22 protein-coding genes, 1 pseudogene and 1 other annotated feature are annotated in these 23,305 nt (G+C 54.7%); of the genes and pseudogenes, 14 read left to right on the forward strand and 9 right to left on the reverse strand.

Annotated features, from left to right (window positions below; translation table 11 throughout):
- Positions 1-76 precede the first annotated feature (76 nt).
- A pseudogene (locus JK231_RS23750) lies at positions 77-976 on the reverse strand (integrase arm-type DNA-binding domain-containing protein); the annotation flags it as partial.
- Between the two features lie 180 nt (positions 977-1,156).
- Between JK231_RS23750 and sbcB the strand changes: the two are divergent.
- Entirely contained in the window at positions 1,157-2,584 is a 1,428-nt protein-coding gene (sbcB, locus tag JK231_RS23755; RefSeq protein WP_211729766.1) for an exodeoxyribonuclease I, read from the forward strand.
- Positions 2,585-2,738: 154 nt separating this feature from the next.
- Here the strand turns inward: sbcB and JK231_RS23760 are convergent, their stop codons facing one another.
- The 5 genes from JK231_RS23760 to ltnD form a co-directional block, all read right to left on the reverse strand.
- The gene (locus tag JK231_RS23760) at positions 2,739-4,091 is read right to left on the reverse strand and encodes a GntP family transporter (protein ID WP_211729767.1); all 1,353 of its coding nucleotides are present in this window, start codon (positions 4,089-4,091) and stop codon (positions 2,739-2,741) included.
- Positions 4,092-4,208: 117 nt separating this feature from the next.
- Positions 4,209-4,988 carry an HPr family phosphocarrier protein gene (locus tag JK231_RS23765; protein ID WP_211729768.1) on the reverse strand — a complete coding sequence of 260 codons (780 nt, stop codon included), beginning with the start codon at positions 4,986-4,988 and terminating at the stop codon, positions 4,209-4,211.
- Positions 4,988-5,614, reverse strand: coding sequence for an aldolase (locus JK231_RS23770; protein WP_034824702.1), 627 nt, complete (start codon positions 5,612-5,614; stop codon positions 4,988-4,990). Before JK231_RS23770 ends, JK231_RS23765 begins: the two co-directional genes overlap by 1 nt.
- Positions 5,611-6,870, reverse strand: a complete 1,260-nt coding sequence (gene otnK, locus JK231_RS23775; protein WP_097116682.1) for a 3-oxo-tetronate kinase — start codon at positions 6,868-6,870, stop codon at positions 5,611-5,613. Before otnK ends, JK231_RS23770 begins: the two co-directional genes overlap by 4 nt.
- A gap of 2 nt (positions 6,871-6,872) precedes the next feature.
- Positions 6,873-7,781: an L-threonate dehydrogenase gene (gene ltnD, locus JK231_RS23780; RefSeq protein ID WP_097116681.1), complete on the reverse strand. Its 909-nt coding sequence runs from the start codon at positions 7,779-7,781 to the stop codon at positions 6,873-6,875.
- Positions 7,782-8,040: 259 nt separating this feature from the next.
- On the opposite strand from ltnD, the gene ygbI reads away from it, so the two are divergent.
- Complete coding sequence (ygbI, locus tag JK231_RS23785) at positions 8,041-8,802, forward strand: DNA-binding transcriptional repressor YgbI (RefSeq protein WP_097116680.1); 762 nt, start codon at positions 8,041-8,043, stop codon at positions 8,800-8,802.
- Positions 8,803-8,895: 93 nt separating this feature from the next.
- On the opposite strand, the gene JK231_RS23790 is transcribed toward ygbI, so the two are convergent.
- Positions 8,896-10,251: an APC family permease gene (locus JK231_RS23790; protein ID WP_160832729.1), complete on the reverse strand. Its 1,356-nt coding sequence runs from the start codon at positions 10,249-10,251 to the stop codon at positions 8,896-8,898.
- Positions 10,252-10,609: 358 nt separating this feature from the next.
- Positions 10,610-12,025 (reverse strand): glutamine synthetase family protein, encoded by a 1,416-nt coding sequence (locus JK231_RS23795; RefSeq protein WP_211729769.1) that lies wholly within the window; start codon positions 12,023-12,025, stop codon positions 10,610-10,612.
- A gap of 213 nt (positions 12,026-12,238) precedes the next feature.
- On the opposite strand from JK231_RS23795, the gene puuD reads away from it, so the two are divergent.
- The 3 genes from puuD to JK231_RS23810 are packed head-to-tail and all read left to right on the forward strand — an operon-like array spanning position 12,239 to position 14,859.
- Positions 12,239-13,003, forward strand: coding sequence for a gamma-glutamyl-gamma-aminobutyrate hydrolase (gene puuD, locus JK231_RS23800; protein WP_058962049.1), 765 nt, complete (start codon positions 12,239-12,241; stop codon positions 13,001-13,003).
- Positions 13,000-13,557, forward strand: coding sequence for an HTH-type transcriptional regulator PuuR (gene puuR / locus JK231_RS23805; RefSeq protein ID WP_034824711.1), 558 nt, complete (start codon positions 13,000-13,002; stop codon positions 13,555-13,557). Before puuD ends, puuR begins: the two co-directional genes overlap by 4 nt.
- Before the next feature lie 24 nt (positions 13,558-13,581).
- The gene (locus JK231_RS23810) at positions 13,582-14,859 is read left to right on the forward strand and encodes an FAD-binding oxidoreductase (RefSeq protein ID WP_097116677.1); all 1,278 of its coding nucleotides are present in this window, start codon (positions 13,582-13,584) and stop codon (positions 14,857-14,859) included.
- 105 nt (positions 14,860-14,964) lie between these two features.
- Here the strand turns inward: JK231_RS23810 and JK231_RS23815 are convergent, their stop codons facing one another.
- Complete coding sequence (locus tag JK231_RS23815; protein ID WP_211729770.1) at positions 14,965-15,792, reverse strand: SDR family oxidoreductase; 828 nt, start codon at positions 15,790-15,792, stop codon at positions 14,965-14,967.
- 180 nt (positions 15,793-15,972) lie between these two features.
- Between JK231_RS23815 and hisL the strand changes: the two genes are divergently transcribed.
- The 9 genes from hisL to hisIE all read left to right on the forward strand — a co-directional run bounded on the left by hisL (position 15,973) and on the right by hisIE (position 23,204).
- Complete coding sequence (gene hisL / locus JK231_RS23820) at positions 15,973-16,020, forward strand: his operon leader peptide (protein ID WP_100396937.1); 48 nt, start codon at positions 15,973-15,975, stop codon at positions 16,018-16,020.
- Positions 15,996-16,117: a sequence feature (His leader region), on the forward strand. It overlaps the preceding gene by 25 nt.
- A gap of 54 nt (positions 16,118-16,171) precedes the next feature.
- Positions 16,172-17,071: an ATP phosphoribosyltransferase gene (hisG, locus tag JK231_RS23825; RefSeq protein ID WP_034824735.1), complete on the forward strand. Its 900-nt coding sequence runs from the start codon at positions 16,172-16,174 to the stop codon at positions 17,069-17,071.
- Positions 17,072-17,075: 4 nt separating this feature from the next.
- Positions 17,076-18,383 (forward strand): histidinol dehydrogenase, encoded by a 1,308-nt coding sequence (gene hisD, locus JK231_RS23830; RefSeq protein WP_211729771.1) that lies wholly within the window; start codon positions 17,076-17,078, stop codon positions 18,381-18,383.
- Entirely contained in the window at positions 18,380-19,450 is a 1,071-nt protein-coding gene (gene hisC / locus JK231_RS23835) for a histidinol-phosphate transaminase (protein WP_211729772.1), read from the forward strand. Before hisD ends, hisC begins: the two co-directional genes overlap by 4 nt.
- Positions 19,447-20,514, forward strand: a complete 1,068-nt coding sequence (gene hisB / locus JK231_RS23840; protein ID WP_097116671.1) for a bifunctional histidinol-phosphatase/imidazoleglycerol-phosphate dehydratase HisB — start codon at positions 19,447-19,449, stop codon at positions 20,512-20,514. The genes hisC and hisB overlap by 4 nt, the downstream gene beginning before the upstream one ends.
- Positions 20,514-21,104, forward strand: a complete 591-nt coding sequence (gene hisH / locus JK231_RS23845; protein ID WP_034824743.1) for an imidazole glycerol phosphate synthase subunit HisH — start codon at positions 20,514-20,516, stop codon at positions 21,102-21,104. The genes hisB and hisH overlap by 1 nt, the downstream gene beginning before the upstream one ends.
- On the forward strand, positions 21,104-21,841 hold the full coding sequence (gene hisA / locus JK231_RS23850) for a 1-(5-phosphoribosyl)-5-[(5-phosphoribosylamino)methylideneamino]imidazole-4-carboxamide isomerase (protein ID WP_211729773.1): 738 nt from the start codon (positions 21,104-21,106) through the stop codon (positions 21,839-21,841). Before hisH ends, hisA begins: the two co-directional genes overlap by 1 nt.
- Positions 21,823-22,599: an imidazole glycerol phosphate synthase subunit HisF gene (hisF, locus tag JK231_RS23855; RefSeq protein ID WP_034824747.1), complete on the forward strand. Its 777-nt coding sequence runs from the start codon at positions 21,823-21,825 to the stop codon at positions 22,597-22,599. The genes hisA and hisF overlap by 19 nt, the downstream gene beginning before the upstream one ends.
- Positions 22,593-23,204: a bifunctional phosphoribosyl-AMP cyclohydrolase/phosphoribosyl-ATP diphosphatase HisIE gene (hisIE, locus tag JK231_RS23860; protein ID WP_211729774.1), complete on the forward strand. Its 612-nt coding sequence runs from the start codon at positions 22,593-22,595 to the stop codon at positions 23,202-23,204. Before hisF ends, hisIE begins: the two co-directional genes overlap by 7 nt.
- Positions 23,205-23,305: the final 101 nt, after the last annotated feature.

Raw genomic sequence — 23,305 nt, forward strand, 5'->3', positions numbered from 1 at the left:
TCAGATGTCACCGACAGAATATGAAACCCAGTATTATCAACGGCTCGGAAGTGTCTAGATTATCCGTGGCGATTCAGTCCGCCCCGGGGAAAAGAATCTGATCATACGTTTCCATTGCCTTATCAAGCAGAGGCTTTATCTGTTCAAAGATGGGTCGCCGGATAACGTTGTTCATCTTGCTGTGTTCTTTAGGTACCGTCCAGACACCCTCCTCCAGATCAAATTCCTTACGTTCCGACAATCGAAGCTCTGAAACCCTGGCACCCCAAAGCATCAGCATCTGATGCAGTAATTTATTCGAAGTTGTCGCCCTGCTTCTCTCTATTGCTATCCAGATCTGTGCAAGTTCAGAATAGGTGAGCACACGGCTGCCGGTCTCCGCACGAACACCGACATCGCGTGGTGCGATGCGCATGATGGAAGAGTTGTCGATTATCTGGCGCCTGATACACCATCCGATAGCTGTTCTTGCCTGAGACAGAAGCTGGCGCGCTCGACGTGGGTTCTCTCTCTCTTCCTTGGCGAAAAAATCCACCCACTGCTTAACAGTAATGTCCCCGATCGCCCTGCCAGAAAACGCGCCAGTCAGGTGCTTTAGCACGGTCGATTTATAAAGTTCCTGCGTCCTTGGTCGAAGGTTAACTTCAACATACTGCTCTTTCCAGTATTTGAGGCATTCACCAACGGTCATCTTGCTATCACCAGTGACGCTTTCAAAATGTGTACGCGGATCTTTGCCGCCGTCATAGAGCAGTCGAAGTTCACCAACGAGCATGCGGGCATCTTTTAAAGCCATTGCTGGGTAGCGACCAAGGCTAAGACGCTGTGGTTTTCCTGCCCATCGGTACCTGAATTGGAATAAGATGACCCCCTTGGGAGATATGCGCGCGCTCAAGCCGTCTGCATCCGAAACTTCTGACACACCCGAATATGGTTTACCATGTATGGAACGTAGTTTGGTATCGCTCAAGGCCATAATAATATTTGGTACGCAGCAAAAAAGTGATTTGGTACAAACGTGGTACGCAATATTACATGGACGTAAATGAAAGGCAACGGACAACTGTGAACATATACAGTAGTTTATGAGTGGAAAATGAGAGGTTAACACTTACTTTTCAGTGTTTTAATGAACGAAAATGAACGGAAAAAAACCTTGAAGAACGATTTGGAACAGCCTACTTTCCTTTTCCACGATTACGAGACCTTCGGTAAGAGTCCCTCACTGGATCGTCCAGCGCAGTTTGCTGGATTGCGCACCGATAAAGATTTCAACGCCGTAGGTGAACCGCAGGTGTTTTACTGCCAGCCCGCTGATGACTATCTGCCGCAGCCGGAAGCGGTGATGATCACCGGCATCACGCCACAGGTGGCTAAAGCGCGCGGCGTAACAGAGACGGCATTTGCTGAACGCATTCATGGGCTGTTTACCGAGCCACAAACCTGTGTGATCGGTTACAACAATGTGCGCTTCGATGATGAAGTGACGCGCAATATCTTCTATCGCAATTTCTTCGATCCCTACGGCTGGAGCTGGCAGAACGGCAACTCACGTTGGGATCTGCTGGATGTGATGCGCGCCTGTTACGCCCTGCGCCCGGAAGGTATTGAATGGCCGGAAAATGATGACGGCTTCCCCAGCTTCAAGCTGGAGCATCTCACCAAAGCCAACGGCGTGGCACACGAACAGGCGCACGATGCGATGTCCGATGTGTATGCCACGCTGGCGATGGCGAAACTGGTGAAAGAGAAGCAGCCGAAGCTGTTTGAGTTTCTGTTTACCCATCGCAACAAGCAGAAACTGATGAACCTGATTGATATTCCGCAGATGAAGCCGCTGGTGCACGTCTCCGGCATGTTCGGCGCGGCGCGCGGCAACACCAGCTGGGTAGTGCCTGTCGCATGGCATCCAGATAATCGTAATGCGCTGATCGTGGTGGATCTGGCGGGCGATATGTCCCCGCTGCTGGAACTGGATGCGGATGAACTGCGCGAGCGGTTGTACACCAAACAGAGTGAACTGGGCGACCGCGCGGCGGTACCGATTAAGCTGGTGCACATTAATAAATGCCCGGTGTTAGCCCCAGCGAATACCTTACGTCCTGAAGATGCTTCACGCCTGAATATCGATCGTGAACGCTGTCTGGCGAACCTGGCGCTGCTGCGTCAGCACGCTGAAGTGCGTGAGAAAGCGGTGACGCTGTTTGCGGAAGCCGAGCCGTTCAAGCCATCGGATGATGTCGATGCGCAACTGTATGACGGCTTCTTCAGCGATGCTGATCGCGCAGCGATGAACATCGTGCGTCAGACGCCGCCGCAGAATTTACCGGCGTTGGATTTGACCTTCGACGATAAACGTATTGCGAAGCTGCTATTCCGCTATCGTGCGCGTAACTTCCCCGGCACGCTGGATGATCAAGAGCAGCAACGCTGGTTGCAGCATCGCCGTGAAGCGCTGAATGCCGATCGCGTGCAGGCGTTCCTGTTAGAGCTGGAGTCGTTAGCGAGTTTGCATGAGGATAACGCGGAGAAGATGGCACAGCTGAAAGCGCTGTATTTGTATGCGCAGGAGTTGGTGTCGTAGTGTGATTCTCTGCGGCCTGATGACCTCATCAACGTTTTCTTCCCCAGGAAGAGAGGGTTGATCGAGTGATGTTTAAGATGGTTGCCATTCTGTTACCGTCGCTGGATTGGCTCCCTCTCCCATTTGTGGGAGAGGGTTAGAAGGAAATACTGCCTTAAAGCATGGCCCAAATCACCCACGTGAACAGGAAGCCAAACAGTCCCATCACAGTGGTCAACACTGTCCAGGTTTTCAAACCATCAGCTACCGACAAACCTAAATAGCGCGTTACCACCCAGAAGCCGGAATCATTCACGTGCGACAGGCCTAGTGCACCAAAGCAGGCTGAAAGCGCCACCAGAACCAATTGCATATCAGCCAATCCGGTTACGGCACTGGTCAGCAAACCACAAGTGGTGACGATGGCTACTGTCGCCGATCCCTGCGAGGCGCGTAACGCCAATGACAGAATGTATGCCGCAGGAATCAGCGGCAAGTGGATGGCCGACAGTGACCCTGCCAGTGCCTTACCCACGCCCGACTCAACCAATACTTTGCCAAATGCACCGCCCGCCCCCGAAACCAGAATCACACCAGCAGCATTGGCGATAGCCGTATTTGAGAGTGCTTCAACCTTGTCTTTGCCCCAACCACGACGAAATCCTAATTGCCATACTGCCAGCGCCAGGGTGATGAGCAATGCAATTGCCGGTGCGCCCAGCAATGTGAGAATGCCATGTGCCGTCGATCCCGGAGTGAGATGTGGTGGCACCAAGGTTCCAATCATGATGAGGAAAATAGGCAAGACGATTAAACCGGCAACCAAGCCTGCTGAAGGCGGGTTCTTGACGGTTTTCTGCTCATCTTTATTCGTGGTGAGCTGAACCTGCTCTAGCACATTTACTGATAAGTGATAGTTTTTGCGGTTCAACATTTTTGCGACAACGTAGCCAATGATGCCGACCGGAATGGAAACCCCAATGCCCAGCATCATTAACCAGCCAATATCAGCATTCAGCAAACTGGCCGCCGCCGCAGGACCGGGATGCGTTGGCACAGCGACGTGCACCATCAACATCATGCCAGCCATTGAGAGGCCGAACTTAAGCGGTGGAAGACGCAATACCTTAGCGAATCCGTAAATCAAAGGCACCACGATTATAAAGCCCACATCAAAGAACACCGGCAGCCCCAACACAAACGCCACAATGGTCAGTGCTGCCACCATGCGTTGCGGTCCAAGCAACTCCGTGAAACGCTTAGCCAATACATCGGCTCCGCCAGACGCTTCAATCACCGCACCCAGAATAGCCCCCAGCACGATGAGTGCGGCAATTCCGCCCAGCAAACTGCCCATCCCACCCAGAATCACCTTCATGATGTTCTCAGCGGGTATTCCAGTGGTTAACGCTACAAATAAACTGGCGACAATCAATGCGACAAAAGGATGCACTTTTGCCTTAATAACTAACAGCAACAGCAATACAACGCTAATCACCGCAATAGAGAGTAACAGAGTGGTAGTCATGCAATACCTCAGAGATAATTATTATATTATTCAGAACATTAAAAGTTATGGTGTTGGCGCAACGTACAATAAACTGCAGCAAAGTTGCGCTATGCGCAGTCGTTGTAGCCAGATTAATCATTGTTTCCAGGGCGCGAACCAGCCGAGGCCCGCTTCGGTGCGACCGCGTGGGAAATACTCGCAGCCGACCCAGCCGTCATAGCCGACTTCATCCAGCAGGCTGAACAGGTACGGATAGTTGATTTCGCCTTCGTCTGGTTCGTGACGATGCGGCGCAGAGGCGATCTGGATATGGCGATAACGTCCAGCGTATTCGCGAATCAGATGGCTGAGATTGCCGTCCACCAGCTGCGCATGGAACAGATCCAACTGCGTGAACACGTTCGGACGATCGATACGTTCCATCATCGCCAGGGTTTGATACTGGCTGGAGTAGAGGTAGTTCGGCTTCGTCACCGGATTGAGTGCCTCCAGTAACAAGCGGATGCCGTGTGGTGCAAAGCACTCGGATGCGTAATGCATATTACGGACGAACGTTTCTTCATACGCCGCCTTATCGGCACCGTTTGGCACCGTTGCCGCCATCACATGCACTTGAGGGCAGCCCAGTGCTAAGGCATATTCCAGCGCACGATCGATGTCGGCACGCGCCTCTTCTTCACGACCAGGAATTGCGGAGACGCCCCACTCCCCGACCTGCACGTTTCCGGCTGCGGTGTTGAACAGCACCAACTCCAGCTGATGTTTCTCCAGCTCGGCTTTGATCACCTCGGCCGGATAGTCATACGGGAACAGAAACTCAACGGCACGGAAACCGGCGTTGGCCGCTGCGGCAAAGCGTTCAATAAACGGCACTTCGCCAAACTGCGTGGATAAATTGGCTGCAAACTTAGGCATCAGTAATTCCTCAATTCCGCCACTTCGCCATCAGTCAGATAACGAATAGATCGGTCGCCGAGCGTGAACATCAGACGCGCGGTCTCTTCCAGTTCTTCAGTGTTATTCGCGGCTTCACGCAGCGATTTACCCACCACTACCGGGCCATGATTGGCCAGCAGGAAAGCGTTGTAACGTGGCGCGAGCTGCGCAAGATCTTCAGCCAGGCGGTCATCACCCGGTTTGTAATAAGGTACGACCGGCACATCGCCCACGCGCATCACCACATAGGGCGTGAACGGGCGAATGCAGTTTTCGCTGTCGAGATCGTTGAGGCACGAAAGCGCCGTCAGATAGTGACTGTGCAGATGCACCACCGCTTTACAGGCGGGATTGTTTAGATAGAGCGCGCGGTGAAACGCCACTTCCTTAGAAGGCTTGTCACCCGAAATCCACTCGCCCTGCATCGTCACTTTTGACAGGCGGTCGGCCTGCAGTTCGCCGAGGCAAGAGCCGGTAGGTGTCGCCAGCAGATTGCCATCTTCCAGCAACAGTGAAAGGTTGCCGGCTGAACCGGTGGCGTAACCGCGCTGGAAAAAGGAGGCGCCCAGTTGCACCATCTCTTCACGTGCTTGTTGTTCGGTCATGCTGAAAACTCCGTTTGTGCGCGGGCAAAGAATTGTTCGTCGCCAAAGTTGCCTGACTTCAGGGCCAGCGACAGCGGCTGCTGGATGTCACGCACCCACGGCACGCCAGGGGAGATCATCGGGCCGATGTGGAAGGCCGTTACGCCCAGGCTTTGTGCCACCACGCCAGAGGTTTCGCCCCCGGCGACGATAAAGCGCTGCCAGCCCCGTGATTTCAGCTCACGGGTGACGGCGGCAAACAAGTGCTCAACCGCTTCGCTGCTGCGTGCTGCGCCATATTGCTGCTGGATTGCCTGCAGTTGCTGAGCATCGGCAGTGGCAAAGAGCAAAGGTGCCAGAGGCTGCTGGTTATTCGCGGCAATCCAATCGCACAGTTCCTGCGCGTAGCCTTCAGCATCGTCGAGGCAGCGCTCCACCAGCACTTCATGTGATGGCGCCTGCTGGCGATAGGCCTGAACCTGACGATTGGTCATCTGCGAACAAGAGCCCGAGATCACCACCGCACGTTCGCCCTGTGGACGTCCGGCCTGCTCGGCATCGCTGTTTTGCTGCTGAGTGGCCCAGGCGCGCGCGATACCGATTGCCAGGCCGGAACCGCCGGTCACCAGCACGGTTTCTTTCAGCGCTTCGCCCTGGGTTAGCAGATGCTGCTCGTTGAGCGCATCCAGCACCACGTAGTTGATGCCCTGCGCTTTCAGCTCGCCCAGCTGTTTACGAACCGCTTCCGCGCCTTTGTCCAGCTGAGCAGCATTGATCACCGCCGCCTGCCCTTTCGCCTGGCGCGTCATCAGACGCACCAGATTGCTGTCGGTCATTGGTGTCACCGGATGATGACGCATGCCCGATTCAGACAGCAGCTGGTCGGCAACAAACAGATAGCCTTGATACACGGTACGACCGTTTACCGGCAGCGAGGGTGAGATCACCGTTTGCGTCTCGCCCAGTGCGGCCAGCAGTGCATCGGTCACCGGGCCGATATTGCCGTGTTCGGTGCTGTCGAAGGTCGAGCAATATTTGAAGTAAAAACGATCGCAACCCTGCTGTTGCAGCCAGGCCAGCGCAGCCAGAGACTGATCGATTGCCTGCTGTGCCGGGCAAGAACGTGACTTCAGGCTGATGACAATCGCCTGCGCGCTCACATCGTCATGACCTTGCGGCACACCGTTAAACTGAATAGTGGGCAGACCGTTTTGCACCAGGAAGCTGGCAATGTCCGTTGCACCGGTAAAGTCGTCTGCAATCACGCCTAAACGCATGGTTACTTCTCCTTTGACTCGGGCAGCGTGATGCCGCTGAAAATCTTGATGACTGCGCTGTCATCTTCACGACCGTAGCCAGCATTACTCGCTTCGGTAAACATGTTGAGGGCGGTAGACGCCAGCGGCAGTGGGAAATGCAATGATTTCGCGGTATCGGCCACCAGGCTGAGATCTTTCACAAAGATATCGACGGCGGATTTCGGTGAGTAGTCGCCGTCCACCACATGACGCATGCGGTTCTCAAACATCCACGAGTTACCCGCGGCGTTGGTGACCACGTCGTACATGGTGTCGAGTGGAATGCCTGCGCGCGCAGCCAGCGCCATCGCTTCAGCACCCACCGCAATATGTACGCCCGCCAACAGTTGGTGAATAATTTTAACGGTTGAACCCAGACCGATTTCGCTGCCCACGCGATACACTTTGGCGGCAACCGCATCCAGAACTGGCTTCAGTAGCGCAAAGGCTTCATCGCTGCCAGACGCCATCACGGTCATCTCGCCGACCGCGGCTTTAGCTGCACCGCCCGATACTGGCGCATCCAGCATCAGCAGTTGATGTTGTGCCAGTTGCTGTTCAATCGCCTGTGCATCCTGTGAAGAAATGGTTGAAGAGACCATTACCACGGTGCCCGGCTTGAGTTGTGCCGCCAGACCGGTTTCGCCAAACAGAATCGCTTTCACCTGCGCGGCGTTGACCACCAGCAGCAGTACAGCATCCAACTCTTGCGCGAAGCTGGCAGCGGATGTCTGTGCATCGCGCGCACCCGCCTGGCGCAGGGTTTCCAGCGCCTGCGGATTTAAATCAACGCCCCAGGTGTTCAATCCAGCGCGAATACAGGACTGCGCTGCGCCCATGCCCATGGAACCCAAACCAATGACGCCAATGTTATTCACGGTTGCTGACACAGCACACCTCCGTTGTTAATTTAAGTGATATTTTGTTCAATGCTGTTAATTCTGCCGCAGTTTCTGGTGGAGAAACGTGCGGTAAATCACAAAAATTAACTTACACGCACAGCTTATAACATCGATTCACACCTCTGAATCCCTACGGGAACCCCAGTTCTGGAGGGATATTTGCTAACATTTGCCTGGGATAAATTGTGCTGCAGGCTGTGAATTGATGCCTTACAATGTGAAAAATTGGTAATTCAGGGAGAGCGATGTGATTCCGGTAGAACGTCATCAACAAATTTTAGCGCTGGTTGCCGAACGCGGCGTGGTGAGCATTGCCGAGCTGACCGAGCGTTTAGGTGTATCACACATGACGATACGTCGTGATGTGCAAAAGCTGGAGGAGCAAGGTGCCGTGCTGTCGGTATCGGGCGGCGTGCGCTCGGCGGACCGTCTGGCTGCTGAGCCATCACATCTGGCGAAAACCAGCATGTACAGCAGTGAAAAGATGGCGATTGGTCAGTTTGCCGCGCGCCATATTCCGCGCAACAGCTGTATTTATCTCGACGCAGGCACCACCACGCTGGCGCTGGCTCGCGAACTGGTCGAGCGTGACGATTTGTTGGTGGTGACCAATGATTTCGTGATTGCCCGTTTATTGATGGAGAGCAGCGGCTGCAAGCTGATTCACACTGGTGGCACCGTCTGTCGCGAGAATCGCTCCAGCGTCGGCGAATCAGCGGCGAGAAGTCTGCGCATGCTGGCGATTGATATCGCGTTTATCTCCGCATCCTGCTGGGGGCCGCGCGGCTTGTTTACACCCGATGAAGATAAGGTGCCGGTCAAGCTGGCGGCCAGCGATGTCAGCAGTAAGCGCGTACTGCTGAGCGACAGCTCGAAATACAACAAGATTGCCACCCATCTGGCATTACCGCTGGAGCGCTTCGATACCCTCGTAACCGATACCGAATTAAGTAAAGCGGGACGCGAGACGTTGAGTGCGGGGGGTTGGGAGTTGGTGCTGGCGGGTTAAGTTTGCTGGTCTAAAAGCAAAAGGTCGCCAATATGGCGACCTTTTGCATACGACACGAAATCTTCTTCAACTGCGCATAATCCGCAACGAAAATTACACTTCTTCGCTGAATTGCGGCACTGGATTACGGAAAGTGCGCGTCACAAACGCCAGGTAAATAATACCGACCGCTGCCCACACTAAGCCGAGCACCATTGAGGTCTCTTCCAGGTTGATCCACAGAGCGCCCACTGTCAGCGCACCCAACACTGGCAGTACCAGATAGTTGAGGTGATCTTTCAGCGTCTTGTTACGCTTTTCACGGATCCAGAACTGCGCAATCACTGACAGGTTAACGAAGGTGAATGCTACCAGCGCACCGAAGTTGATCAGCGCAGTGGCGGTCACCAGGTCGAAGTTAATTGCCAGCAATGCCACAGCGCCCACCAACAGTACGTTCAGCGACGGCGTGCGGTATTTCGGATGCACGAAGCCAAAGAAACGCTGCGGGAACACGCCATCACGGCCCATCACATACATCAGACGGGAAACGCCCGCGTGTGCCGCCATACCGGAAGCCAGTACGGTAACCACAGAGAAAATCAGGATGCCAATCTGCAGCGCTTTACCAGCTACAAACAGCATGATTTCAGGCTGTGAAGAGTCCGGATTCTGGAAACGCGAGATGTCCGGGAAGTACAGCTGCAGGAAGTAAGACACACCGATAAAGATCACACCACCAATCAGCGCGGTCAGGAAAATCGCGCGTGGGATAGTGCGTTCTGCATCTTTGGTCTCTTCTGACAGCGAACTGATGCCATCAAAGCCGAGGAACGAGAAGCAAAGTATGGTTGCACCGGTAATCATCGGCACCACATGGGCATTCTCAGACCAGAAAGGCTTGCTGCTGGTCAGGGTTCCTGCGCCAACACCGTGCGCCACACCGTAAACCACCATACCGGTAATCACCACCATCACCACAACCTGCAGCACGACAATCACGCTGTTGAAGTTGGCAACGGTTTTGATACCACGGAGGTTAGAGATGGTCATAAAGGCCACCAGCAACACCACGAAAATCCACGATGGAATGCCCGGCACCAGCGTCTCAAAGTAGCTTTTCGCCAGCAGGATGTTGATCATCGGCATGAACAAATAGTCCAGCAGTGATGACCAGCCCACCATAAAGCCGACGTGCGGACTGATAGCCTTCTGAGCATAGGTGTAAGCGGAGCCCGCAGATGGGAAGCGGCGTACCAGCTTGCCGTAGCTCACGGCAGTAAACAGTATCGCGATCAGCGCGAAAGCATAAGCGGTGGCGACGTGGCCGTCGGTCAATCCAGAGACGATACCGAAAGTATCAAACAGGGTCATTGGCTGCATATACGCCAGGCCCATCATGACAACCGGGATCAAGGTCAGGGATTTTTTCAGGTGTGCACGCTGTGGTGCGGCGGTGTTAAGCGACATTGTTCAGGCCCCCAACAGAGGTGATCTGCGGGATACTGCGCAAAGTGCTGCAGTGAGAAGTGATATTAGTGTTTGCGATTGTCGCCGCGCCGTAATCATCACGAAAGCGAGAACCAGCTTGCGCCGGTGCAATTGTAAACAGCCCCATCTTTGTTTTCCTCAAATCTCACGCCCAAGCGTGTTGTCAGTATCTATCTATCCGGATGCGTGTCCGGCCTCGGTAATTTGTGTGTGTACTGCAATCTGCAAAAAAATAACCGACGTGATAAGCGTCGGTTATGTTTCGTATTTTCCAGGGAGCGTATTCTGCCCCAACTTATGCCATCGGCACAAGACGTTAGCGAAATTCTTCTGCGAGTCAGGCGTTCTTCAGCATCCAGTCAATCTCCGTGGCGGTGATAAGCCGTTCAAACTGCATTAACTCGTTCTGTTTGCAGCTATGCCACACGCCGCTGAAATGCTCGCCGAGCAGTTTTTGCAGAGGATAGCTATTCTCGAATTCGTACAGCGCATCGCTCTGTCGCACCGGCAATGGCAGCCCTTCTGCCTCATGTCCATTGCCCTGCACCGCATGCGGTAAGGGTAGCTGATTATCCAGACCGTGCAAAATACCGGCAAGAATTGTTGACACGACCAGGTAAGGATTTGCATCCGCACCGGCCACACGATACTCCACGCGATGGTTATCCACATCGCCGCAGGGAATACGTAAAGCAACAGTTCGGTTATTGTGCCCCCAGGAGGCCTGTAACGGCACGTAGGCTTCCGGTAAGAAGCGGCGATAGGCATTAACGTTCGGTGCCAGAAGTGCCATTGAAGCCGGCATCAAATCGATCATCCCGGCCAGCGCGCGTTTCAACAGCGGTGAATCGCTGCCGTCGTCGAGTGAAAAGGCATTATGATCGGCGGCATCCAGCATGCTGATATGCACATGCATCCCGCAACCCGCGTACTCTTCATAAGGTTTCGCCATAAAGGTCGCAGTCATACCGTGGTTTTCGGCCACCTGACGCACCAGGCGTTTGAGCAAAATCGCATGGTCGCAGGCTTTCAATACATCACGGGTATGGTGCAGGTTGATTTCAAACTGGCCCGGCGAGGCTTCCGCCAGCGCACCATCAGCGGGAATGCCCTGCTGTTTGGCAATATCGTCGATATCCCGCAGAACATCAGCGAAATGGTCGAGATTATCGACTGAATAAACCTGACTCTGGATATTACGTTCGTCACTACCCGGCGCACAGGGTGGCTGGATGTACCCTTCCGCATCACGCTTTTTATCGACCAGATAGAACTCCAGCTCTACCGCTACCACCGGGAATAGCCCTCGATTGCGCAGTTGCTGCCACAGCCGATTGAGGACATTGCGGGGTTCAACGTCAAAGGGAGTGCCATCTTGGTTACACATTGTCAGCAGCAATTGCGCGATGCGTTCAGGATCGGCGGCAGAAGGAATTAAAGTTCCGGGAACCGGGATACAGAGGTTGTCGGGTTCGCCCAGTGACTGTCCGAGTCCGGCTTCTTCGACGGTATTTCCGAGGATATCCATGGCGAAAACCGAGGCCGGGAAGTAACACCCTTTTTCCAGTTTTGCCAATGCAGAGATGGGAATGCGCTTACCGCGAAAGACCCCATTTAAATCATTAAGAAGAATATCGACATACTGCGTTTCAGGATGGCGTTCCAGCCAGGATTTAACCTCCAGCTGGAACGCGCTTGTTCGTTTCTCTTCACTGTGCCGCGTGAAGTCTTCTACTTCTACGAGGTTCGTCATGTTCCCACCCGCCCTTTACCGTTTAATATTGGTTCGCGCAATGCTCAAAATAACAGCCACTCCTCTAACATAGCGCTAACGCAAAAAGTGTGCAAATGTAACAATTCTGTTGAAAGAACGAACAACCGGTTGCTAGATTGACAATATATTGCACACTTTTCAGGCCGGATGCGCAAAAACGGTGAAAATATTGAACAGCAACGCGGAGACGTTATGGGCATTATTTTTGACAAACCCTTGATTGGCGTAGTGATGTGTCAGAACCACATCGGCAGCCATCTCGGGCAAACGGTTCACAATAAGTATCTCGATGCCATCGTGCTTGCCGGTGGTGTTCCCTTGCCTTTGCCGCATCAACTGATGCATGCCCCTCATCTATTAGAAAACAGTATGACGCTGCTGGACGGCATTTTGCTTACCGGCAGCCCGAGTAATATCGAACCCTGGCATTACGGTGAAGAAGGTAAAGAGGAGCATGCCGATCCGGCGCGTGACCGCCTCGCCTTCGGCATCATCACTCATGCGATTGGCAAAAAGATGCCGATTTTCGGTATTTGCCGTGGCTTGCAGGAGTTGGTGGTGGCCAACGGGGGTTCCCTGTATCGCCAGCTGCATATGACGCATCTGTTTCAGGAGCATCGTGAAGATGATGCGCTGCCGCTCGAACAGCAATACGCGCCGGTGCATGAGGTTCAGCCTGAAGCGGAAGGTTTGTTGAGCCAGGTGCTTGGCAGCGCTCAATCCTTTGCCGTGAACTCTCTACATGGACAAGGCATCCGCGAACCCGGCCCGCAGCTGCGTATTGAAGCACGTGCGCCTGATGGGCTGATTGAAGCGGTGAGTTTGCGCCAGCATCCGTTTGCACTTGCGGTGCAGTGGCATCCGGAGTGGCACTCCGATGACGACCCGGTTTCGCAACGCCTGTTTGCGGCTTTTATCCACGCGGCTCTCTGTTATCACAAGGAAATACAGCCATGAATGATGCCACTCTGGCGCCCGGACGACGTTTATCGCAAATCCGGCAGGAGATGGGATTGTCTCAGCGTCGCGTCGCTGAGTTGTCAGGACTCACACACAGTGCTATCAGCACCATTGAGCAGGACAAAGTCAGCCCAGCGCTGAGTACCTTGCAGAAATTGCTGAAGGTGTACGGCTTGTCGTTGTCAGAGTTTTTCTCGGAGCCAAAGGTAAACAGCACGCCGCGCGTGATCGTACGTCCGGAAGAGTGCGTTGAGATCGGCAGCCTCGGCGTGTCGTTGCGTTTGGTGGAGAACGGCGCTGAAAAACGTGCGCTGGCGATGTTGATTGAACGCTACGAACCGGGTTCCAGCACCGGAGAGAAACTGCGTCATCCTGGTGAAGAGACCGGCACGGTGCTGGAAGGAGAAATCACGCTGGTGGTTAATGGTCAGAGTTATCACCTTTATTGTGGCGAGAGTTACGTGATCGATACCGGCTTGCCGCACAGTTTTACCAATACGTCTGAGCTGCCGTGTCGCATCGTCAGTGCGCACACCCCAGCGAATTTCTGAGTTCACGCGCTAAAGGAGGATGTGATGCAACATGTGGGAAGTTATTACGCCGCAACCGCGAATGCGCATGAGCCGTGGCCCGAACTGCAGGAATCGGTGCAGTGTGATGTCTGTATTATTGGCGGCGGATTTACCGGCCTCTCCTCGGCGCTGTTTTTGACCGAAGCCGGTTATGACGTGGTGCTACTCGAAGCGGCAAAGATTGGTTTCGGAGCCAGCGGTCGTAACGGCGGCCAGGTAGTGAATTCTTACAGCCGCGATGTGGATGTAATTGAACAACGCTACGGCAAAGATGTGGCGAAGATGCTGGGCAATATGATGTTTGAGGGCGCGGAGATTATTCGCGATCGCATCGACCGTTATGCTATCGCCTGTGATTACCGTCCTGGCGGCATTTTTGCCGCGTTGAATCAGCGTCAGATGGGCCACTTGCGCAGCCAAAAAGCCAACTGGGAGCGCTATGGTAACCATAATCTGGAGCTGCTGGATGAGCGCGCGATTCGTCGCGAAGTGGCGACCGATCGCTATGTCGGCGGCTTGCTGGATAAGCGCGGCGGGCATCTGCATCCGTTAAACCTGGCACTGGGTGAAGCGGAAGCGATTCGCCGTCACGGTGGGCGCATCTATGAACAATCTGCGGCACTGGAAGTGAAGTATGGCGAGCCGCATCGGGTTAAGACCGCTAAAGGTGAAGTCACTGCCACCTTTGTGATTTTTGCCGGTAATGCTTATCTCCCCTCACAACTTGAACCGCGCCTGAGCCGTAAAAGCATGCCGTGTGGCTCGCAAATCCTCACCACCGAGCCATTAAGCCGCGACCAGGCGTTGGGTTTATTGCCGAACAATCACTGCGTCGAAGATTGTAATTATCTGCTGGATTACTTCCGCCTCACCGCCGATAACCGCCTGCTGTACGGCGGCGGTGTGGTGTATGGCGCCCGCGAGCCGGATGATATTGAAGCATTGATCCGCCCTAAGTTGTTACGCACTTTCCCGCAGCTAAAGGATGTGAAATTTAGCCACCGCTGGAGCGGTAACTTCCTGCTGACGCTGTCCCGTATGCCGCAGTTTGGGCAAATCGAGAAGAATGCGTTCTTTATGCAGGGGGATAGCGGACATGGTGTGACCTGTACCCACTTGTCGGGAAGGCTGATTGCCGAGGTGCTGCGCGGACAGGCAGAAAGGTTTGATGCGTTTGCGAAATTGCCACATTTGCCGTTTCCAGGAGGGAGACGGTTTAAAGTGCCACTGACGGCAATGGGCGCAGTGTGGTATGCGTTAAGGGATCGGTTGGGGGTTTAGGCTAACGTATTGTAGCGGCGCAGTTTATTGCGAGTGTTATTTAAAACCCGCGATAAATCGCGCCGCTAGCGAAATAGTGCAGAAGTCTGCACTCGCACGTCAATCTCACTCCAGCGGCATCTTCATCGGGTCATCGTAGCTGTACTCAAATCCCAGCTCGTTGCAGATCTTCGAGCCATCGACCACCTTCCCCGCCGAACGCACGGGCTCGGCAGTAAAGGTCGGAGCCACCAGCCCCAACTGCTTCGAAACAAACGGATAAAAATCATCACGTGCGGGATGTTTAGAGGCACACAGGTTATATACGCGTCCACCTTTCGGCGTTTGCAACAGCAGCACAATGGCATCCACCACATCATCGAGATGCACCAGATTGACCGCATGGCCGCCGTTTTCCAATCCCGTTTTACCGGCGAGGAATCGACCCGGATGGCGATTCGGCCCCACCAGTCCCGCCAAACGCACTATATCAACGCTAGTACCCGGCAGATCGTGCAGCCAGTTTTCCAGTTCGACCAATGTCTTACCTGCCACACTCTCTGGCTGTAACGCACTGCTCTCTTTCATTACGCCCGAACCGGTGCCGTACACCGACGACGAGCTGGTAAAAATGATGCGCGGCACTTTATGCGCCAATGCCGTGTCTACCACGTTCTGCACGGCTTGCATGTAATCTTCACCGCCCTGAACCGTGCGGCTGGCGGGCAACGTCACCACCAGCGCGTCCACCGCCATTAGCGTGGCCAACTCATCTGCTTCACATTCAATCTCGGGTGTTAGCACCAGTTGAAATGCCTCAATACCGCAGCGGCGCGCAGCATCCACACCATCGGGGGAGGTTTTGCTGCCGGTCACCTGCCAGCCGCGCGCCGTCAGCGCCATTGCCAGCGGCATACCCAGCCATCCCAGACCTACAATCGCGACTTTTTTCATACCGACTCCTGCTTTCCAGCGCTAAGACACTTCATCTTAGTCCCAGCGATTATGGCAAACCAGCGCAAACTGTTGCGGAAGGTTCCGAGAACTGACGTTAAAAAAGGGTTGCCAAGCGCCGCCATCTTCGTTAGGTTAATCAGCACGCAAATGAATACTCATTCAGCAACGGAATTTACTATGACACGCGTTCAGTTCAACCACCATCATCACCATCATCCTGACTAGTCTTTCAGGCGATGTGTGCTGGGAGACGATTAGGATCTTCCAGTGGTGCGAACGCAAAGAGAGCCCCCGGAAGATCATCTTCCGGGGGTTTTTTTATGGGCGAACGCAACCCCACTGAGTTCAGACAGGATTGAATAAGAGGACAGGAACCATGTTAGATAACACCCGTATTCGCATAGCTATGCAGAAATCTGGCCGTTTAAGTGATGAATCACGCGAACTGCTTGCCCGCTGCGGTATCAAAATCAACCTTCAGCAGCAGCGTCTGATTGCGTTTGCGGAGAACATGCCTATCGATATCCTGCGTGTACGTGATGACGATATCCCTGGCCTGGTGATGGATGGCGTGGTGGATCTCGGCATCGTCGGTGAAAACGTGCTGGAAGAAGAGCTGCTGGACCGCCGCGCACAAGGCGAAGACCCGCGCTACTTCACCCTGCGTCGTCTCGATTTCGGCGGTTGCCGCCTGTCGCTGGCGATGCCAGTGGATGCGGAATACACCGGCCCGCAGTGCCTGCAGAACTCACGTATTGCCACCTCTTATCCGCACCTGCTGAAGAAATATCTCGATAAGCAAGGCGTCTCCTTTAAGTCTTGCCTGCTGAACGGTTCGGTGGAAGTCGCGCCACGTGCGGGTTTGGCCGATGCCATTTGCGACCTGGTATCGACCGGTGCCACCCTTGAAGCCAACGGCCTGCGTGAAGTGGAAGTCATCTACCGCTCTAAAGCGGTACTGATTCAACGCGATGGCGAGCTGCCAGCAGCCAAGCAAGAACTGATCGACAAAATGATGACGCGTATTCAGGGCGTGATCAAAGCGCGTGAATCCAAATACATCATGCTGCACGCGCCAAGCGAGCGCCTGGAAGAAGTGATCGCCCTGCTGCCAGGTGCCGAGCGCCCAACCGTATTGCCACTGGCAGGCGAAGTGAGCCGCGTGGCGATGCACATGGTGAGCAGTGAAACCCTGTTCTGGGAAACCATGGAAAAACTGAAAGCGCTGGGTGCCAGCTCGATCCTCGTACTGCCAATCGAAAAAATGTTGGAGTAACAGCATGAGCACAATCATGACCCCGATTGACTGGCAACAGTGTGATGAACAACAGCAGCAAGCGCTGCTGATGCGCCCGGCGATTTCTGCCTCGGCGAGCATCAGCGAAGTGGTGCGCGATGTGCTGACGAAAGTAAAGGAAGAAGGCGATGACGCCCTGCGTGAATTCAGCGCGCGCTTCGACAAAGCGCAGGTGGAAAACCTGCGCGTCACGCCAGCAGAGATGCAAGCCGCCAGCGACCGTTTGAGCGACAAGTTGAAGCAGGCGATGGCAGTGGCTGTCGGTAATATCGAAACTTTCCATAACGCGCAGATTCTGCCCGCGGTGGATATTGAGACCCAGCCGGGCGTGCGCTGCCAGCAGATTACCCGTCCTGTGCAATCTGTGGGGCTGTATATTCCAGGCGGATCTGCCCCGCTGTTCTCCACGGTATTAATGCTGGCAACCCCAGCACGTATCGCCGGTTGTGGTCGTGTGGTGCTCTGTTCGCCCCCGCCGATTGCCGATGAAATTCTTTATGCGGCGCAACTGTGCGGCGTAAAAGAGGTGTTTCAGGTAGGCGGTGCGCAAGCGATTGCTGCGCTGGCCTTCGGCACCGAAACCGTACCAAAAGTGGACAAGATCTTTGGCCCTGGCAACGCCTACGTCACCGAAGCGAAACGCCAGGTGAGCCAGCGTTTAGATGGTGCTGCCATTGATATGCCGGCAGGTCCTTCTGAAGTGCTGGTGATTGCCGATGAAGGTGCCACGCCCGCTTTTGTCGCTTCTGATCTGCTATCACAAGCGGAACACGGCCCGGATTCACAGGTTATCTTACTGACCCCTTCGCTGAAAATGGCAGAAGGCGTGGCCCAGGCGGTGGAAGAACAGCTGGCTCAGCTGCCACGCGCGGCCACCGCACGTCAGGCGCTGGAGAGTAGCCGTCTGATAGTGCTGCGCGATCTGGCGCAGTGTGTGGAGATCTCCAACCTGTACGGTCCTGAGCACCTGATTATTCAGACGCGCCAGCCACGTGATCTGGTGGATGCGATCACCAGCGCCGGTTCGGTGTTCCTCGGTGACTGGTCTCCGGAATCAGCGGGTGATTACGCCTCAGGCACCAATCACGTATTACCGACTTACGGTTATACCGCCACCTGTTCAAGTCTGGGATTAGCCGATTTCCAGAAGCGTATGACGGTGCAAGAGCTGACTCCACAAGGCTTCCTAAATCTGGCTGCCACCATTGAAACCTTAGCCGCCGCTGAACAGCTGGAAGCCCATAAAAACGCCGTTACCCTGCGTGTTGCCGCGCTGAAGGAGCAAGCATGAGCGTTGAAGATTTAGCCCGCGCCAATGTGCGCGCGTTGACGCCGTATCAATCTGCGCGTCGTTTGGGGGGTAACGGTGATGTGTGGCTGAATGCCAACGAATTCCCGCTGCCGGTGCCCTTTGAGCTGTCTCAGCAAACGCTGAACCGCTACCCGGAATGCCAGCCGAAATTAGTGATTGAGCGCTATGCGGCTTTTGCTGGTTTATCGCCGGAGCAAGTGATTGTCAGTCGTGGTGCTGATGAAGGCATTGAGCTGTTAATGCGCGCCTTCTGTGAGCCGGGCAAAGATGCGATTCTGTTCTGCCCGCCGACATACGGCATGTACAGCGTGAGCGCGGAAACCATCGGCATCGAGTATCGCACCGTGGCAGCATTGGATGACTGGCAGCTCAATCTGCCCGCCATTGCCGAACAGTTAGACGGCGTGAAAGTGGTCTACATGTGCAGCCCGAACAATCCGACCGGCAACCTGATCAATCAAGACGATATCCGTAAACTGCTGGAGATGACCGCCGGTAAAGCACTGCTGGTCGCCGATGAAGCCTATATCGAGTTTTGCCCGGAGGCGACTCTCGCCGGTTGGTTGAAAGAATATCCACATCTGGTGATCCTGCGCACGCTATCAAAAGCCTTTGCGCTGGCTGGCCTCCGCTGTGGCTTTACGCTGGCCAACAAGCCCGTGATCGACCTGTTGATGAAAGTGATCGCGCCTTACCCGCTGGCGACCCCGGTTGCTGATGTCGCGGGACAGGCGCTGAGCGAAGAAGGCATTGCGCTGATGCGTAAGCATGTCGCCGAACTCAACGCCAATCGTGCATGGCTGTTTGAACAACTGCCACAGCTGAACATGGTGCAGCAGGTGTTCCCGAGCGAAACCAACTACATTCTGGCGCGCTTCACTGATTCGCCAAAAGTGTTTAAAACGCTGTGGGATCAAGGCATTATTCTGCGCGACCAAAACAAAAACCCCGGCCTTGCGGGATGCCTGCGCATCTCCATCGGCACCCGTGAAGAGTGCGAGCGCCTGATCGCCGCGCTGCAAGCCTTATCAGTGGAGCAAGCATGAGTCAGAAGACCCTTTTTATCGACCGCGACGGTACCATCATCTCTGAGCCGCCAACGGATTTTCAGGTTGATCGCATGGAGAAGCTGGCGTTTGAAAAGAACGCCATCCCTGCGCTGCTGGCCCTGCAAAATGCCGGCTATCAGCTGGTGATGATCACCAATCAGGATGGCCTGGGCACCGACAGCTTCCCACAGGCTGATTTTGATGGCCCACACAATCTGATGATGCAGATTCTGACTTCGCAGGGCGTGAACTTCAGCGACATCTTGATCTGCCCGCATAAGCCGGAAGATAACTGCGATTGCCGCAAGCCGAAAACCAAAATGGTGGAAGCCTGGCTGGCACAAGGCGCACTGGACACCGCAAACAGCTACGTGATTGGCGATCGCCTGACCGATATCCAGCTGGCGGAGAACATGGGCATTCAGGGCCTGCGTTACGGTGCAGAAGGTATTGACTGGGACGCGATCCAGGCACGCCTGACCAAACGTGACCGCCATGCGCTGGTACAACGCAATACCAAAGAAACGCAGATCAAAGTCGAAGTGTGGCTGGACCGCGAAGGCGGCAGCAAGATCAATACCGGTGTCGGCTTCTTTGACCACATGCTGGACCAGATTGCCGTACACGGCGGCTTCCGCATGAACATCGACGTGAAAGGCGATCTCTACATCGACGATCACCACACTGTGGAAGATACCGGTCTGGCGCTGGGTGAAGCGCTGCTCAAGGCGCTGGGTGACAAACGTGGTATCGGCCGTTTCGGCTTCGTGCTGCCGATGGACGAGTGCCTGGCACGCTGCGCACTGGATATCTCTGGTCGTCCGCATATCGAGTTTAAAGCCGAGTTCAGCTATCAGCGTGTCGGCGATCTCAGTACCGAGATGGTTGAGCACTTCTTCAGCTCCCTCTCCTACGCCATGATGAGCACTCTGCACCTGAAAACCAAAGGCAAGAACGACCATCATCGTGTGGAAAGCCTGTTTAAAGCCTTTGGCCGCACCCTGCGCCAGGCAATTCGCGTGGATGGCAACACCCTGCCGAGTTCGAAAGGAGTGCTGTGATGAACGTGGTGATTCTCGATACCGGGTGCGCCAACCTTTCCTCCGTGAAGTGGGCGATTGAGCGCCTCGGCTACACGCCAGAAGTGAGCCGCGATCCGGATGTGGTGCTGCGTGCCGACAAGCTGTTGTTGCCAGGCGTGGGCACCGCGCAAGCGGCCATGAACCAGTTGCAGGAGCGTGACCTGATCGATCTGATCAAAGCCTGTACCCAACCGGTACTCGGCATTTGTCTTGGTATGCAGTTGCTGGGTCGCGGGAGCGATGAGAATGGCGGCGTGACCACGCTGGGTCTGGTGGATGAACCGGTCTCGCTGATGGATACCCAGGGTTTGCCCTTGCCACATATGGGCTGGAACCAGATCACTTCGCAAGCTGGCAACCACCTGTTCCGTAATATCCCGGACGGCAGCTACTTCTATTTTGTGCACAGCTACGCCATGCCAGTGAATGCCGCCACCATCGCTCAGTGCGACTACGGCCATCCGTTCACCGCTGCGTTGCAGAAAGATAATTTCTTCGGCGTGCAGTTCCACCCGGAGCGTTCTGGCAAAGCAGGCGCGCAGTTGCTGAAAAACTTCCTGGAGATGTGATGATTATCCCCGCATTAGATTTAATCGACGGCAAAGTGGTGCGTCTGCATCAGGGCGACTACGGTCAGCAGCGCGACTACGGTAGCGATCCGCTGCCACGCCTGCAGGATTACGAACGTCAGGGCGCGGAAGTGCTGCACCTGGTGGATCTCACTGGCGCCAAAGATCCGGCTAAACGCCAAATCCCTCTGCTCACTATCTTGCTGCGCGGCGTGAATGTACCGGTGCAGGTCGGTGGCGGTATTCGCAATCGCGAAGATGTGGCGGCTTTACTGGCAGCCGGCGCGACTCGCGTGGTGGTTGGTTCCACGGCAGTGAAACAGCCAGAGGAAGTGAAAAGCTGGTTCAACGAGTTCGGCGCGGATGCCATTGTACTGGCGCTGGATGTTCGCATTGACGCCAACAATCGCAAAGAAGTGGCAATCAGTGGCTGGCAGGAAGCGGCTGGCGTAACGCTGGAAGAAGTGATTGGCTGGTATCAACCAGTTGGCCTGAAGCACGTGCTGTGCACCGATATCTCCCGCGATGGCACCTTAAGCGGTTCCAACGTGGCGCTGTATAAAGAAGTGTCTGATGCCTTCCCGGATATTGCGTTCCAGAGTTCCGGCGGCATCGGCTCGCTGGATGACATCGCGGCCTTACGTGGTAGTGGCGCACAGGGCGTGATTGTCGGTCGTGCTTTACTGGAAGATAAATTCACCGTAGCGGAGGCGATTGCATGCTGGCAAAACGGATAATTCCTTGTCTCGATGTCCGTGACGGACAAGTGGTGAAAGGCGTGCAGTTCCGCAACCACGAAATTATTGGCGATATCGTGCCACTGGCGCAGCGCTATGCGCAGGAAGGCGCTGACGAGCTGGTGTTCTATGATATCACCGCCTCTTCCGATGGCCGTGTGGTGGATAAAAGCTGGGTGTCACGTGTCGCAGAAGTGATTGATATTCCATTCTGCGTGGCGGGCGGTATCAAGAGTGAGGAGGATGCCGCGCGCATTCTGCAGTTCGGTGCGGATAAGATCTCCATCAACTCCCCGGCGCTGGCTGACCCGACGCTGATCACGCGTCTGGCGGATCGCTTTGGTGTGCAGTGCATCGTGGTGGGGATTGATACCTGGTTCGATGAAGCCACCGGCAAGTATCACGTCAATCAATATACCGGCGATGAATCCCGTACGCGCGTTACGACCTGGGAAACCCTCGACTGGGTGCAGGAAGTGCAAAAGCTGGGCGCGGGTGAAATCGTACTGAACATGATGAACCAGGATGGCGTGCGTAACGGCTACGATCTGGTGCAACTGAAGAAAGTACGTGACGTGTGTAAAGTGCCACTGATCGCTTCGGGCGGCGCGGGCACCATGCCACACTTCCTCGAAGCCTTTGAACAGGCAAACGTCGATGGTGCACTGGCCGCTTCAGTGTTTCACAAACAAATTATCAATATCGGCGAGTTGAAAAACTTCCTGATCGACAACGGTGTGGAGATTCGCGCGTGTTAACTGCAGAACAACTGGCCAAACTGGATTGGGCCAAAACCGCGGGCATGATGCCCGTCATCGTCCAGCATAACGTTTCTGGCGAAGTGCTGATGCACGGTTATATGAATGAGGAAGCGCTGCAAAAGACGCTGGCGGAAAGCAACGTCACCTTCTTCTCTCGCACCAAAAACCGCTTGTGGACCAAGGGGGAAACCTCCGGTCACTTTCTGCAGGTCGCGAGCATCACCCCGGATTGTGATAACGACACCCTGCTAGTGCTGGCAAACCCGATTGGGCCAACCTGCCACCTTGGCACCTCAAGCTGCTTCTCACCGGCGGCGCCAGATTGGGCGTTCCTCTATCAGCTGGAGCAGCTGCTGGCTTCACGTAAGAGCGCCGATCCTGAGAGTTCTTACACCGCGAAACTGTATGCCAGCGGCACCAAACGTATCGCGCAGAAAGTCGGTGAAGAAGGCGTGGAAACCGCACTGGCAGCCACAGTGAACGACCGTCACGAACTGACCAACGAAGCCTCTGATTTGCTGTATCACCTGATGGTGCTGCTGCAGGATCAGGAGCTGGATTTGAGCACGATTATTAATAATCTGCGGGCGCGTCATAAATAACGAATTGTGCAATAAGCTGCTCAAAATTGTCATTTCATAACTATTTTGAGCAGCATACTTCTCAAAAAAATCAAAGCTAGCTAGAATTGAGCAATATACTG

It is taken from the genome of Pantoea sp. JGM49 (assembly GCF_018257655.1).
GTDB classification, from domain to species: domain Bacteria; phylum Pseudomonadota; class Gammaproteobacteria; order Enterobacterales; family Enterobacteriaceae; genus Pantoea; species Pantoea communis.